The 13,220-nt window shown below is 64.6% G+C and carries 12 protein-coding genes; 5 read left to right on the forward strand and 7 right to left on the reverse strand.

The genetic code is table 11. The annotated features are described in order from the left end of the window. Nucleotides 1-75 precede the first annotated feature (75 nt). Nucleotides 76-1,917: a DNA mismatch repair endonuclease MutL gene (gene mutL / locus DRB19_RS08180; RefSeq protein WP_114185549.1), complete on the forward strand. Its 1,842-nt coding sequence runs from the start codon at nt 76-78 to the stop codon at nt 1,915-1,917. A gap of 30 nt (nt 1,918-1,947) precedes the next feature. Here the strand turns inward: mutL and DRB19_RS08185 are convergent, their stop codons facing one another. Continuing rightward, a complete protein-coding gene (locus tag DRB19_RS08185) occupies nt 1,948-2,403 on the reverse strand; it encodes a response regulator (RefSeq protein ID WP_114185550.1) in 456 nt (151 codons plus the stop codon). Nucleotides 2,404-2,639: 236 nt separating this feature from the next. Here DRB19_RS08185 and DRB19_RS08190 point away from each other — a divergent pair, with 236 nt between their 5' ends. Both DRB19_RS08190 and DRB19_RS08195 read left to right on the forward strand, forming a co-directional pair. Beyond that, nucleotides 2,640-3,053 carry a response regulator gene (locus DRB19_RS08190; protein ID WP_114185610.1) on the forward strand — a complete coding sequence of 138 codons (414 nt, stop codon included), beginning with the start codon at nt 2,640-2,642 and terminating at the stop codon, nt 3,051-3,053. Nucleotides 3,054-3,090: 37 nt separating this feature from the next. After that, nucleotides 3,091-3,516 (forward strand): response regulator, encoded by a 426-nt coding sequence (locus DRB19_RS08195; RefSeq protein ID WP_114185551.1) that lies wholly within the window; start codon nt 3,091-3,093, stop codon nt 3,514-3,516. On the opposite strand, the gene rsmD is transcribed toward DRB19_RS08195, so the two are convergent. Both rsmD and DRB19_RS08205 read right to left on the reverse strand, forming a co-directional pair. Further along, on the reverse strand, nt 3,506-4,063 hold the full coding sequence (rsmD, locus tag DRB19_RS08200; RefSeq protein ID WP_114185552.1) for a 16S rRNA (guanine(966)-N(2))-methyltransferase RsmD: 558 nt from the start codon (nt 4,061-4,063) through the stop codon (nt 3,506-3,508). The two genes, DRB19_RS08195 and rsmD, sit on opposite strands and share 11 nt — an antisense overlap. Nucleotides 4,064-4,073: 10 nt before the next feature. Beyond that, nucleotides 4,074-5,693: a pseudouridine synthase gene (locus DRB19_RS08205; RefSeq protein WP_114185611.1), complete on the reverse strand. Its 1,620-nt coding sequence runs from the start codon at nt 5,691-5,693 to the stop codon at nt 4,074-4,076. Between the two features lie 445 nt (nt 5,694-6,138). Between DRB19_RS08205 and DRB19_RS08210 the strand changes: the two genes are divergently transcribed. Further along, nucleotides 6,139-6,615, forward strand: a complete 477-nt coding sequence (locus DRB19_RS08210) for a nucleoside deaminase (protein ID WP_114185553.1) — start codon at nt 6,139-6,141, stop codon at nt 6,613-6,615. Between the two features lie 6 nt (nt 6,616-6,621). On the opposite strand, the gene DRB19_RS08215 is transcribed toward DRB19_RS08210, so the two are convergent. The 4 genes from DRB19_RS08215 to DRB19_RS08230 form a co-directional block, all read right to left on the reverse strand. Continuing rightward, a complete protein-coding gene (locus DRB19_RS08215; protein WP_114185554.1) occupies nt 6,622-7,350 on the reverse strand; it encodes a GH25 family lysozyme in 729 nt (242 codons plus the stop codon). Nucleotides 7,351-7,369: 19 nt separating this feature from the next. Beyond that, nucleotides 7,370-8,284, reverse strand: a complete 915-nt coding sequence (locus DRB19_RS08220; protein ID WP_114185555.1) for an alpha/beta fold hydrolase — start codon at nt 8,282-8,284, stop codon at nt 7,370-7,372. A gap of 59 nt (nt 8,285-8,343) precedes the next feature. After that, nucleotides 8,344-9,624: a phosphoribosylamine--glycine ligase gene (gene purD / locus DRB19_RS08225; protein ID WP_114185556.1), complete on the reverse strand. Its 1,281-nt coding sequence runs from the start codon at nt 9,622-9,624 to the stop codon at nt 8,344-8,346. 110 nt (nt 9,625-9,734) lie between these two features. Next, complete coding sequence (locus tag DRB19_RS08230) at nt 9,735-11,363, reverse strand: calcium-binding protein (protein WP_114185557.1); 1,629 nt, start codon at nt 11,361-11,363, stop codon at nt 9,735-9,737. A gap of 214 nt (nt 11,364-11,577) precedes the next feature. Here DRB19_RS08230 and xseA point away from each other — a divergent pair, with 214 nt between their 5' ends. Continuing rightward, nucleotides 11,578-13,152, forward strand: coding sequence for an exodeoxyribonuclease VII large subunit (gene xseA / locus DRB19_RS08235; protein WP_114185558.1), 1,575 nt, complete (start codon nt 11,578-11,580; stop codon nt 13,150-13,152). The last annotated feature ends 68 nt before the right edge of the window (nt 13,153-13,220 follow it).

Raw genomic sequence — 13,220 nt, forward strand, 5'->3', positions numbered from 1 at the left:
AAGGTCGCGCGGTCTGGCCGACTCAAGCCTCTGCAACTATCTTCAGTCTACGATTTCTCGCACCCGAAGCATCGCATGCCCGTTCGTCGTCTCGATCCCATCCTCGTCGACCGCATCGCGGCGGGCGAGGTCGTGGAGCGTCCGGCCTCCGCCGTGAAGGAGCTGGTCGAGAACGCCGTCGACGCAGGGGCAACCTCTATCGAGATCGCCATTGAGGCAGGTGGTCGACGGCTCATTCGCATCGTGGACGACGGGGCCGGCATGACGCCGGAGGATCTGGAACTCGCGGTGGAGCGCCACGCCACATCCAAGCTGCCGGACGGGGACTTGTCCTCCATCAACACCCTGGGCTTTCGCGGCGAGGCGCTGCCCTCCATCGGCGCCGTTTCGCGCCTTGCGATCACCACCCGAACGGCCGATGCGGAGATGGGATCGTCGATCGTCGTCGAGGCAGGCGTGAAGGGACCGGTGCGTCCCGCATCAGCCCCGAAGGGCACGCGCATCGAGGTGACGGACCTGTTCGCCGCAACGCCCGCGCGACTGAAGTTTCTCAAAAGCGACCGCTCAGAGGCACAGGCTGTCGCCGAAATCGTCAAGCGTCTTGCAATTGCGCATCCGACGATCCGCTTCACGTTTGCGGGCGAGCACATCACGCCTTTCACCTATCCGCCGGAGCCTGCAAGCGAGCATGGCTTTCTGCGTCGCCTCTCGCGGGTGCTGGGCGGCGACTTCAACGAGAACGCCATGGCCATCGGCGTCGAGCGCGAAGGGGTGCGGCTCTCTGGCTTTGCCAGTCTGCCGACCTTCCATCGCGGGACGTCCGCGGGCATTCATTTCACTGTGAACGGACGTCCGGTGCGCGACAAGCTGCTGCTTGGCGCCGTGCGCGGCGCTTACGCCGACGTGATGGCGTCTGACCGGCATCCAGTGCTGGCCTTGATGATCGATCTCGATCCGCGCAACGTGGACGTGAACGTGCACCCGGCGAAAACCGAGGTGCGCTTCCGCGATCCCAACTTCGTGCGCGGCTTCGTGGTGGCGGCCTTGAAGGAGGCGATTACGCGTTTTGGCTTCCGGTCGTCCTCGACTGTCGGCGCCCGCACCCTTGAGAGCCTGCGTCCGCAGGGCGCGCCGCCGGCCCGTCCCGTGTCGGTTGCTCATCGCGCTCCCTCGATCCGGCACAGCAGCGCCTTCGCCGGGTGGCAGGCTCCGCTCGACAACGCATACCGGCCGTCCGGCCTCGCAGAAAGTCAGGCGAGCCTGCCCGACCTTGCGGCCCCTTCGGCCGACAGTCGCGCCACGCTGTCGGAGCACGATTCCAGTGTGGAGGAAACGCCGCTCGGCGCAGCGCGTGCGCAGATCCATGGCACCTACATCGTGGCCCAGACACAGGATGGGATCGTCATCGTCGATCAGCACGCGGCGCATGAGCGCCTCGTCTATGAAAGATTGAAGCGCGAGCGCACAACGTCAGGCATCTCACGGCAATTGCTTCTCATCCCCGAGGTCGTGGACCTCGACCCCGTCGATTCCGATCGCGTCATGGCGGAGGCCGCTTCCCTCGAAAAGCTCGGTCTCGTTCTCGAAAGCTTTGGGCCCGGCGCGCTTCTCGTGCGCGAAGTTCCATCCGCGCTTGCAGGCGGACGCATCAAGGCGTTGGTGCAGGACGTGGCGGACGCGCTGGCCGAATGGGGGCAGGGCGCTTCGAGCCCGTTGGAAGAGCGACTGGACGCGGTTCTCTCTCGCATGTCGTGCCATGGTTCCGTGCGCGCAGGCCGCCGCATGAAGCCCGAGGAAATGAACGCGCTCCTGCGCGAGATGGAAGTGACGCCCATGTCGGGCCAGTGCAATCACGGCCGGCCCACCTATGTCGAGCTGAAGCTCGCCGACATCGAGCGATTGTTCGGGCGCCGGTAACTCGCGTCTTCCGTAACGCGCAGACCTGCCTCAACCGGTTTTGGGGAACGGCACGACGGTGTCGTCGGTGGATCCCGACGGGTCGTGAGCAGCGCGGGCGTCTTTGGCCGCGTGGACCCTTTTGGCTGCGGATTCCACATAGGAGACGAGGGTCTCGTTCGGGCAGGGCTTCGCCAAAAAAGCCGCCCCGGCCGGCAGATCGCCCTGCTGCGGCCATTCCCGGCCGGACGTGATGAGAATTTCAATGTCAGGCCAGCGCCCGCTCACCAGCTGGGCAAGCTCATAGCCGTTGATCCCGGAAGGCATTTCCACATCGGTCAGCAGCACGTCTACTTCAACCCCTGCCTCCAGAACGGTCAAAGCCTCCGCAGCGTTCACGGCTTCGATCACGCGAAAGTCGGCGTCGATCAGGACGTCGGCGACGACCAGCCGAACGAGCGGCTCGTCCTCCACCAACAAAACGATACCGGGAAATCGATCATGCATGATGCGGAGCCAAACGGAAGGAATACAAGGAGAAACGTCCGCCTGAGTTCTCGGGTTCCGCCATCAATATTACGAATAAACGTAACTTCAGAGCGGAGCAAGCAGGATAAAACGTTTGTGTTCTCGCGCCAACCTTAAGATCAGGCCTCGATAGTAGCAACATGGCGCGAAACTCTATGAGAACCAACCGGCATGTGAGGCGTTTCTTCGCCTGTCAGTAGCGTCAGAGGGGCATGATGAGCGCAGCATCCGTTACGTCGTTTCCGCGTCGCTCCCCTCCCACCATTCTGGTGGTCGAAGACGATGTAATCACCCGTTGTCATGTCTGTGATGAATTGCGCGCGCGAGGGCTCAAGGTCCTGGAGGCGAATTCGTCAGACGATGCGTTCGCCGTCCTCGACAGGGTTCGTGTCGATCTTCTGATCATCGACATCCATCTGCCGGGTTCGCGTGATGGATTGGATGTTGCCCGCTTCGTTCGCGATCGCTTCGGGCCGACTCAAATCATCCTGACTTCCGGCAGGCCGGACGCGCCGCGCATTCCAGACCTCGATGACGTCGGCGTGTTCGTGAAGAAGCCTTACCTGGTCGAGCAACTCCTGGAAGTCGTCTCTCGCCGCCTCAACTGGCCGTCTGCATCCGACATGTGACCCTGGAACAAGTTAAAACCTTGGCCGTTGGGCCCATGTGAGCACCATATCCGAAACTCTCGATTTTCAATCTGACGCCTCTACGCACACGATCCTTGTCGTGGAGCACGAGGTTCTGGCGCGCCTGGTCATCGCCGACTACCTCCGCGACTGCGGATACAAGGTTTTCGAGGCGGCGAATTCCGACGAGGCGGTTACAATGCTCCAGGCTCCCGACGTGGCGATCGACATCGTGTTCAGCGACGTTCAGATGCCGGGCGACATGGATGGATTCCGCTTGGCTCGCTGGATCCGGGCTCACCATCCGGGCGTGCGCGTCATCCTGACCTCGGGTGTCGAGAGGTCGGCCGACATCGCAGCGACGCTGTGCGAGGCCGGGCCGCTGCTCGAGAAGCCTTATGCTCCACAGAGCGTCGTCGACCGGATCAGGCAACTGATGGCGAAGGCCGCGACTAAGCCTTGAAACGCCCGAACACCACCTTGGTCTCCCCGTAGTCCCGCCGTTCGATTTCTTCGAACCCTTCCGGCAGGAAGACCTCGATCCCTTGTGCCTCCTCCACGACCACAAGCGCGTCCGGCGTCAGCCAGCCGCCCTCGGCGCAGGAGCGCAGCGCCTTGGGGGCGAGATCCTTGCCGTAGGGTGGATCGCAGAAGACGAGTGAAAAGGGGGCATTCGGAGCAGCCGCGCCCATCCGCGTGGCGTCGCGGCGGAAGAGGCGGGTTGCGCCGCCTGCGCCGAGGCTCTCCACGTTCTCCCTGATCAGGCCGCGCGCCTGCGCGCCGTCGTCGACGAAGAGCGCGAAGGCCGCGCCGCGCGACAGGGCTTCCAGCCCCATGGCGCCGGTGCCGGCGAAAAGATCCAGCACGCGCGCACCCTCGATGGGATCGTCGTAGGAATGCTGAAGGATGTTGAAAAGCGTCTCGCGCAGGCGATCCGAGGTCGGCCGGATGGCGTCCGACTTCGGTCCTGCCAGCGAGCGGCCGCGCCAGCGCCCGCCCACGATCCTCATGCGTCAAGCCTCACGGACGGCGACCTCTCGGTCCGCCCTTTTGGCCTCCCTTCGGGCCGCCTTTGAAGCCACCGCCGGTGCCGCCCCTCGGGCCCCGTGCCGGACCCTCGCCCCGGGGAGGGCCGCGGCGCGGTCGGTCGTCGCCTGCGCGGAAGGGCTTGTCGCCATCCCGGCTGCGGAACGGCCGGTCACCTTCCGGACGGGGGCGGCGCGAACGTTCGTCGCCTTCTGATCGCGCGCGGAACGGCTTGTCGCCGGCCGGGCGGCGCGGACGATCGTCATCGCGGCGCGGTCGGTCGAAGCCGCCGTCGCGACCTCCTCTGGCCGGACGCTCGTCACGATCTTGGCGGCGAGGGCGATCTTCGGCTCTGGGTGCGGGACGGGCCGCATCGCGGCGCGGCCTGCGCGCGGGAGCCTCATCCCTCGGCTCGCTGACCAGACGCTCCACCCGGACCTTGCGGCCTTCGCTCGATTCGATGGAGGCGGCGCGCTGGCGCGGACGCTCGGCGCTCGCGGTGCGGGCTTCCCGTGGATCGGCTCCGCGGCGGGGTGCTTTCTTCCGCGCAGTTTCCTCGGATTCGCCCGCGCGCCAGATGCTGGTCTTGGCCTCAAGGCGCGAGGGATACTTACGCGGCTCCTCCTCATCGCGGCCATGGCGCGGACGGTCATCGCCGCCGCGTGGGCGGAAGGGCTTGTCGCCGTCGCGGCTACGGAACGGACGATCCCCCTCGTCGCGACGGCCGCGCGGTCGCTCATCGCGATCCCGGCCGGGACGGCTGGGGCGCTCGTCGCGGTTCTGGCGATCGCCACGGCGCTCGTCGCGCTCGTTCTTCTTCGGCGAACCGAAGGGCGCGATGGGCTCGCGCACCGGGCTCTCGAAGTCGACGCCGGCCTCTGCGGCAAGGGCCTCTCCGAGCTGGTCGCGCAGAACCTTGGTGCGCACCTCTTCGACCATGCCGGGCTCGATATCGCCGAGCTGGAACGGTCCGAAAGACAGGCGGATCAGGCGGTTCACCTGAAGGCCCAGATGCTCGAGGATGCGCTTGACCTCGCGGTTCTTGCCTTCGCGAAGCCCGAGGGTGATCCACGCGTTGTCGCCCTGGACCCGGTCGAGGCGCGCTTCGATGGGGCCATAATCCATCTCGTCGACGGTGACGCCGTTGCGCAGCTTGTCGAGATCGGCCTGCGTGACCTCGCCATGGGCGCGCACTTTGTAGCGGCGCAGCCAGCCGGTGTCCGGATGGGCGATCACGCGGGCGAGGCCGCCATCGTTGGTGAGGAGCAGCAGGCCTTCGGTGTTGATGTCGAGACGGCCCACGGCCACCACACGGGGCAGCTCCTCGGGCAGGCTCTCGAACACGGTCGGACGGCCCTCTGGGTCCCGGGCGGTCGTCACGAGGCCGCGCGGTTTGTGGAACAGCCACAGCCGCGTGCGTTCCTTCGTCGGCAGCGGTTCGCCGTCGACGGTGATGGTGTCGTCCGCGGTGACGTTGACGGCCGGGCTTTCGAGCACCTTGCCGTTCAGGGTCACGCGGCCTTCCGCGATCATGGCCTCCGCGTCGCGGCGGGACGCGACGCCCGCACGGGCGATCACCTTGGCGATCCGATCCTCGACGGGCTCCTGCGGCAGGGTCTCGGCCGGGGCTACTGCGCGGTCTTCGCGCGGGCGGTGCGGACGGTCCTCGCCTGAACGCTCGAAGCGGCGCGGGCGGTCGTCGCCGCCGCGGCCCTTGAAGGGGCGGTCAGCATCGTCACGGCGAGGGCGGAACGGCTTGTCGCCTTCCTCCCGGCGCGGACGGAATGGGCGGTCGCCACCCTCGCTGCGTGGACGGAACGGTTTATCGCCGTCGCGGTTGCGGAACGGCCTGTCGCCACCCTCACGGGGCTTTCGTGGGCGCTCGTCGCCGGCGCGCGCGCGGGAGGGGCGGTCCCCTTCGTCGCGGGGCTTGCGGAAGGGCCGGTCCCCGGAGGTGCGGCCGCGGTCGGAGCGTCCCGGCGGACGGCCCTTACGATTATCGTCATTGCTGTCGGTCATGGAGGCCTGATAGCAGAGGATGGCAAGAGAAGCGAGGGTCATGGATAACGCCGGCTCCAACACAATCGATCCAGACAAACAGGACCCCATGACCGTGGCGTTCGACGAGGCGCGGGCCGCCGCCACGCGCGGGGAGGTGCCGGTGGGAGCCGTGATCGTGCGCGACGGCCGGGTGGTCGCGTCCGATGGCAACCGCCCGCGCCAGCTGCGCGACCCCTCCGCCCATGCCGAAATGCTCGCCATCCGCCGCGCCTGCGAGGTCTTGGACGATGAGCGGCTCACCGGCTGCGACCTCTACGTGACCCTTGAGCCCTGCACCATGTGCGCGGCCGCGATCTCCTTCGCGCGCATCCGTAGGGTCTATTTCGCCGCTTACGACCCGAAGGGCGGCGCCGTGGAAAGCGGCGTCCGCTTCTTCCAGCAGCCCACCTGCCATCACGCCCCGGAGGTCTATGGTGGCATCCGCGAGAGCGACGCCGCGCTGCTGCTCAAGGGCTTCTTCGAAGGGCGACGGTGAGGGCCGCTATGGCTTGCGAGCGGCAGGTTCGGAGGCCAACCGGGGGAACAACTCCTCGCTGCGGACGACGTTGAGGTCAACGCGGCCGGTGATCCCTGAGACGCTACCGGCATGGTGATATTGCCAGAAAGTCCATTCGGACTGAGAGGGACGTCTGAAGATCGATCTCACCCATAGCGGACGTGCCGGCAGGATGTCCTTGTAGGCATCCCAGAACTCCGCCGTCACATAGAGCACGACAGGCATGCCGGTTTTGCTTTCGACCGGTTCGAGGAAGCTTTCGATCTCGCGCCTGATTTCCGGTGCATCCGGTTTGGCTGCGCAGTTGCCGCCAAATTCAAGGTCGAGGGCGGCTGGAAGGGTACCTTTTCTCTCGCCAAGGACCTGAAGGAAGTTGTTCGCCTGATCCCGACCTGAGCGGCAGGACGTGAAGAATTGATAAGCGCCAACCTTCACGCCGGCTGCCTCGGCCTCGTTCCAGTTGCGAGAAAACAGCCTGTCGCGGTGGTCGCCACCCTCCGAGGCCTTGATGAACGCGAAGGCAACATTGTCTGCGGCAACCTTGTGCCAGCCGATTGTCCCCTGATGGTGGGAAACATCGATGCCTCGCACCGGAAAGGCGCGCCGGTCGGGCTCATAATACCAAAACAGGTATGAGACGACGATGGCTCCGGTGACAGCGGCCGCGAAGCAGAACGCTACGACTGCGATGATAATTCGACCACGTTTGGACATGGTCGAAACTATATTGCATTTAATTGGAACTTGCCAGAAACGCCTGCAGCGCCTCCAAGGTCGCCCCCGGATTTTCCTCTGCCACGAAGTGGCCCGAGGATACGCCCATCCCGTTGATCTTCGGCGTGAAGGATTGCCGCCATACGTCGAGTGGGCGTTCGGATTCGCCCATGGGGCCGCTCACGAGATAGAAGTCGCTCCAGATCAGGTATGTCGGACAGCTGATGGTCTTGCCTGCCGCAAGGTCCGCCTCGTCGGCCTCGATGTCGCGGGTCGCGCCGGCTCGGTAATCCTCGCAGAAAGCATGGATGCGGGAGGGCTCGTTGCAGCTCTCGCGATAGGATTTGAGGGCTCGGCGGTCGAGGAACGAGAGGTCGCCCGGAGCCGACCACTTGGCCAGAAGGCCCTCGAAGTAGGGGAGCGGATCGCGGCCGATCTCCTCCTCGGGCTGCGGGAAGGGCTTCGACAGGAAGCCCCAATGGGCCTCCGGCACCTTGCCGGCCTTCATCTGCGCCCAGACATGGAATGTCGGCAGGATGTCGAGGAGGGCGAGGCGCTCCACCCGCCCCGGGTGGTCGAGGGCGAGCCTGTAGCCGACCCGCGCGCCCCGATCATGGCCGGCCACTGCGAAATGCACATGACCCAGGGCTTCCATGACGGCGATCACGTCCTGCCCCATGGCGCGCTTCGAATAGGTCTCATGATCTACGTCCCCCTTGGGGGCTGTCGACCAGCCATAGCCGCGCAGGTCCATGCACACGACCCGGTGGGTCTCGGCGAGTTCCGGCGCCAGCCGGTGCCACATGGCATGAGTCTGCGGAAAGCCATGCAGCAGTACCAACGGAGGGCCATTGCCCTTAGAGCGCGCGAAGATGCGTCCCGCTTCCGTGTCAATCCAGTGGGACTCGAAGCCGGGAAAGAGGTCGTCGCTCATCGGGTTGCCTTCAGGTGTCGGAGACGCTTTCCTATCACCTAGCGGAGCAGCGCCGTTCGTCAGCCCTTCCGCTCGCGCTCTGCCGCGCGCCAGCCAATGTCGCGGCGGCAGAAGCCTTCGGGCCAGTCGATCTTGGAGACCGCCTCATAGGCCTTCGCCTGCGCGTCCGAGATCGTCCGGCCCATGGCCGTGACGTTGAGCACGCGCCCGCCATTGGCGAGGATTCGCTGGCCGTCTTGCTTGGTGCCCGCATGGAACACGATAACATCAGGCTGAGCTTCGGCCCTGTCGATTCCACGAATCTCCGAGCCCTTTTCCACCGCGCCTGGATATCCCTTGGCGGCCATCACCACCGTGAGCGCCGCCTGATCCGACCATTGGAGCGAGATGCTGTTGAGCACGCCGTCGCAGGCGGCAAGCAGCGCCGTCACGAGGTCGGATTTCAGCCGCGGCAAAAGCACCTGGGTCTCCGGGTCGCCCAGGCGGGCATTGTACTCGATGAGCTGCGGTCCGTCCTTCGTGAGCATCAGGCCCGCGTAGAGAATGCCCGTATAGGGCATGCCGCGCTCGCGCATGCCGGCAAGGGTCGGCTCAATGATCTCGCGCATGACCCGGGCCTGAAGCTCCGGGGTCAGCGCGGCCGCGGGCGAATAGGCCCCCATGCCGCCGGTATTCGGACCCTGGTCCCCGTCGAAGACGCGCTTGTGGTCCTGCGCGGTGCCGAGCGGAATGGCGTGCTGGCCATCGCAAAGGGCGAAGAAGCTCGCCTCCTCGCCGTCGAGGAAAGCCTCGATCACCACCTCGGCGCCAGCCGCCCCCAGGCCGCCGCCGATCATCATGTCGATGGCGGTCTCCGCCTCCTCGAAGGAACCGGCGACCACGACGCCCTTGCCGGCCGCAAGCCCGTCTGCCTTCACGACGATGGGAACGCCGTAGCTGCGCACATAGGCCTTGGCGGCTTCCGCGTCCGTGAAGCGCCGGTAGGCGGCGGTCGGAATGTTGAACTCGGCGCAGAAATCCTTGGTGAAGGCCTTGGAGCCTTCGAGCTGGGCGGCGGGCTTGCTCGGCCCGAAAGCCTTGATTCCCGCAGCCGTGAGATCGTCGACCAGCCCGGCCACGAGGGGAGCCTCCGGCCCCACCACCACGAAATCCACAGCCATTATGCGGCAGAACGAGATCACCGCCCCATGATCGGCCACATCGAGAACCACGTTCGTTCCGTGCTGCGCCGTTCCGGGATTGCCGGGCGCGACAAGGAGACGATCACAGAGGGCGCTCGCCGACAGGCTCCGGGCAAGAGCATGCTCCCGCCCCCCGGAGCCGATGAGAAGAATGTTCATGCAAGCGCCCTCCTAGGTGACGCTTGCGCTCTTAACGGCTCCGGGCGCTCGCGCCTACCCGAAAAGTTGCCGTTTCGGGTAGGCGATCATGTTCAGATCGATCGACCTGATTAGACGATGAAGAAGTCGTCGGCGGTGAGCTTGAGGTTCCTGGCGAGCTTGGCGATCTCGACGGCTTTTCCTGCGCCGGAGCCGTCGGCATCGTAAGACAGCACGCCGGTCTTCTTGTTGTAGACCAGGTAGTCGTTCTTATCCTTGGCCTTGGTACCGATCTTGAAGAACGCCTTCTTGAGCTTGGTCGGAGACGCCTCTGTGCCCTTGCCGAGCTTCTTGAACACGCTGTCGGAGAGCCAGATCGTGTCCTCGGCCACCGAGAAGTCGCTGATCCTGTCCAGGTTGGTCTTGGTGTTCGGCCGGGTGTCGAACACGAAGATGTCCTGACCTCCTGCACCCGTCAGCACATCCTTGCCGGCCTTGCCGTAGAGTTTGTCATTACCCTCACCGCCCGCAAGCTTGTCGATGCGTTTGGAGCCTACGAGTGTCTTGCCAGCAACCGGCGTGACGGTGCCGCCACCTCCGCCACCTACAGTATCGGAAGCGAGAAGCTGAGCCAACGTGAGGGTTCCATTGGAGAACTCAAAGAGCTCGACGTTCGACAATGTATCCCGGCCATCCTCGTCGGCACGATTATCCACGATGACATAAGTGCCGTCTGCTGCTTGCGTCACCGTATAATTCGAGCGAGCACCGCTAAATTGCGCCTTATCTTGCGCGCCAGCCCCACCATCCAAGGTGTCGTTACCCTTTCCGCCCACCAGCACGTCATTCCCATCATGGCCCTTGATGGCGTTTCCAAGTCCGTTTCCCGACAATGTGAGACCGGCAGTATTAAAAGTGGTGAGATTTTCAACATTTTCGGCAAGGCTTGTGATGTTGACGGCCGTCACGAGAGTATCGGTGCCCGCATCGAAGTGCTCCGTGATGTTGTCGCTCTGGTTGTCGACGTAGTACGTGTCATTGCCCCCGCCGCCTTGCATCACGTCGGCGCCACTGCCGCCGTCCATGATATCGACACCAGATCCACCATAGATCGTGTCCGTGCCGGCGCCGAGGTAAATGCGGCCGAGAACTGTTCCGCCGTTGCGGCCATCGTAGATATCATCGCCATTACCAAGCGAAATTGCGGCATATGCCCGGGATGTTTCGATATGCCCGGTATTGATGATCGTATCATCATGGTGGCCGCCACTGATGGCCACCTGACTCGCCTTGATCGTCCCGCTGTTCGTGACATTGAGGCGTCTGTCCGGTGTGTTAGAACCGTCAGGGGTTGTGAACACAATCCCTTGACCCAAGGGATCGTCGATGGCCAGAATTGTGCCTGTGTTGTTGACGGTGAGGGGCTTGAAGCGCCCGGAGATGACTGCACCGGTTCCTTGAGTCAGACCGCTTCCTTCAATTAGGCCGCCATTGTTGATGACGCCGCCATTGATGGCGTTAATCCCTCCAAGCACCTTAGCTTCTGGGTTTGAGCCGATGTTGAGGGTGCTGCGGATTAATCTAATGGCGGTATCCAACGAACGAACCGAACCGTTGACGGTTGCGGTCGCGTTCGTGGCATCGATAGCAAAATCTTGGGACGCAATGTCGATTTCGCCCGTAGCGGTAACGATTCCGGTGTTGCCGCTTGTCAGCACGAGGGGGGACGTCGCTCTGGTGTCGATGATGGTCTCGGCCATGTAGCTTTCCTCCGTTATTTCAGTTGCTTCGTGGCCATGCCAATCTATCGGCAGAACCTGTTGTTGATTTATTATAACATGTCAAAGCATGTATTAGAATGACCTTTGGCTGCCCTGTCGGCGTAGCGAGCGGCCCCTCGCAAACTTCGTCTTTCAACAGGCATATGATCCGCGCCCTTGGCAGACTGCCCCTGGCCGAACTACTGTTCACGCCATGTTCGCAGAAAAAGCTCCTTCAAACGCCTCCGAATGGTCGGTTTCCGATCTGGCGGGCGCCCTCAAGCGCACCCTTGAGGATGCGTTCGGTCATGTGCGCCTTCGCGGTGAGGTGTCGGGCTATCGGGGGCCGCACTCGTCGGGGCATGCCTATTTCTGCCTGAAGGATCAGAACGCCCGCATCGATGCGGTGATCTGGAAGGGATCGTTCTCCCGGCTCCGGATCAAGCCCGAGGAGGGCATGGAGGTGATTGCGACTGGGCGCATCACCACCTTTCCGGGCTCGTCCAAATACCAGATCGTGGTCGAATCGCTGGAACCGGCCGGCATCGGCGCGCTCATGGCGATCCTGGAGGAGCGCCGGCGCAAGCTGACCGCCGAGGGGCTGTTCGCATCCGAGCGCAAGCGGCGGTTGCCCTATCTGCCCCGGGTGATCGGCGTCGTGACCTCGCCCACCGGCGCGGTGATCCGCGATATTCTCCACCGGCTCGAGGACCGTTTCCCGCGCCGCGTGCTGGTCTGGCCGGTGCGCGTGCAGGGCGAGACCTGTGCGGCGGAGGTTGCTGCCGCCATCCGGGGCTTCAATGCGCTTGAGCCCGGCGGCCGGATTCCGCGCCCGGATGTGCTCATCGTGGCTCGTGGCGGCGGCTCGATCGAGGACTTGTGGGGCTTCAACGAGGAAATCGTCGTGCGCGCCGCAGCCGAGAGCGGAATTCCGCTCGTCTCGGCGGTAGGCCACGAGACCGACTGGACCCTGATCGACCACGTGGCGGACGTGCGCGCGCCCACGCCCACGGGGGCGGCCGAGATGGTGGTGCCCGTGCGCGTGGAGCTCATGGCAGCGGTGGGCGACCTCGGCCGGCGCCATGTGGAGTCGGTCCTGCGCATGATCGAGCGGCGGCGATCCGACCTGCGTTCCACAGCCCGCGCCTTGCCGACGCCGGACGCACTTTTCTCGGCCAAGCGGCAGCGGCTCGATCTGGCGGCCACGAAGCTGTATCCGGCGCTGTCGCGCAATGCCCGTGGCCACGAGGAGAGGCTTCTCAAGCTGTCGCGGCAGCTTGCAAATCTTTCGCCGGTGGCCAGCGTCGCGCGCATGCGCGCGCGGCTCGACGCGGTGGAGGATCGCCCCCGCAAGGCCATGGACCGCATGGTCGAAAATCGGGCCCAGAAGCTCGATCACATGCGCCAGCGCCTGAGCACGGCCCGCGCAGCCCTGCTGCGCCAGGAGGTGACGCGCATCACCCAGCAGCACGACCTGGTGATTGGTCTTGCGGAGCGTCTCGAGCCCGCGCTCATGGGTCAGATCGCCCGCAAGGCGGACCGCCTGGACGCCGTGGCCCACCTGTTCGACAGTCTGAACTACAAGTCGGTTCTCAAGCGCGGCTTCGCCCTAGTTCGGGATTCTGACGGGCAGCCTTTGCGCTCGGCGGATGCGGTTGCGGACGGTCAGGTTCTCGTGCTCGAATTCGCCGACGGTCAGGCTGACGTGACGGGCGGGCGCGGCACCGTGCGGCCGAAGGTCTCCAAGCCCAAGCTCGCCATCGCCGAAGAACAGGGCGCATTGTTCTGAACAGGATTGAAAATGCGGGTGGGCCGTCCCTATGTGCAGTCACGGGCCTTCCGGATGGAAAGTGGCAG

Source organism: Microvirga aerophila, from assembly GCF_003332305.1.
In the GTDB taxonomy this organism is placed as follows: Bacteria; Pseudomonadota; Alphaproteobacteria; order Rhizobiales; family Beijerinckiaceae; genus Microvirga; species Microvirga aerophila.

Excerpts from the sequence above, each read along its gene's own strand:
- mutL (WP_114185549.1), top strand. The coding sequence starts at position 76 with ATGCCCGTTCGTCGTCTCGATCCCATCCTCGTCGACCGCATCGCGGCG.
- DRB19_RS08185 (WP_114185550.1), bottom strand. The coding sequence starts at position 2,403 with ATGCATGATCGATTTCCCGGTATCGTTTTGTTGGTGGAGGACGAGCCG.
- DRB19_RS08190 (WP_114185610.1), top strand. The coding sequence starts at position 2,640 with ATGAGCGCAGCATCCGTTACGTCGTTTCCGCGTCGCTCCCCTCCCACC.
- rsmD (WP_114185552.1), bottom strand. The coding sequence starts at position 4,063 with ATGAGGATCGTGGGCGGGCGCTGGCGCGGCCGCTCGCTGGCAGGACCG.
- DRB19_RS08210 (WP_114185553.1), top strand. The coding sequence starts at position 6,139 with ATGGATAACGCCGGCTCCAACACAATCGATCCAGACAAACAGGACCCC.
- DRB19_RS08215 (WP_114185554.1), bottom strand. The coding sequence starts at position 7,350 with ATGTCCAAACGTGGTCGAATTATCATCGCAGTCGTAGCGTTCTGCTTC.
- DRB19_RS08220 (WP_114185555.1), bottom strand. The coding sequence starts at position 8,284 with ATGAGCGACGACCTCTTTCCCGGCTTCGAGTCCCACTGGATTGACACG.
- purD (WP_114185556.1), bottom strand. The coding sequence starts at position 9,624 with ATGAACATTCTTCTCATCGGCTCCGGGGGGCGGGAGCATGCTCTTGCC.
- DRB19_RS08230 (WP_114185557.1), bottom strand. The coding sequence starts at position 11,363 with ATGGCCGAGACCATCATCGACACCAGAGCGACGTCCCCCCTCGTGCTG.
- xseA (WP_114185558.1), top strand. The coding sequence starts at position 11,578 with ATGTTCGCAGAAAAAGCTCCTTCAAACGCCTCCGAATGGTCGGTTTCC.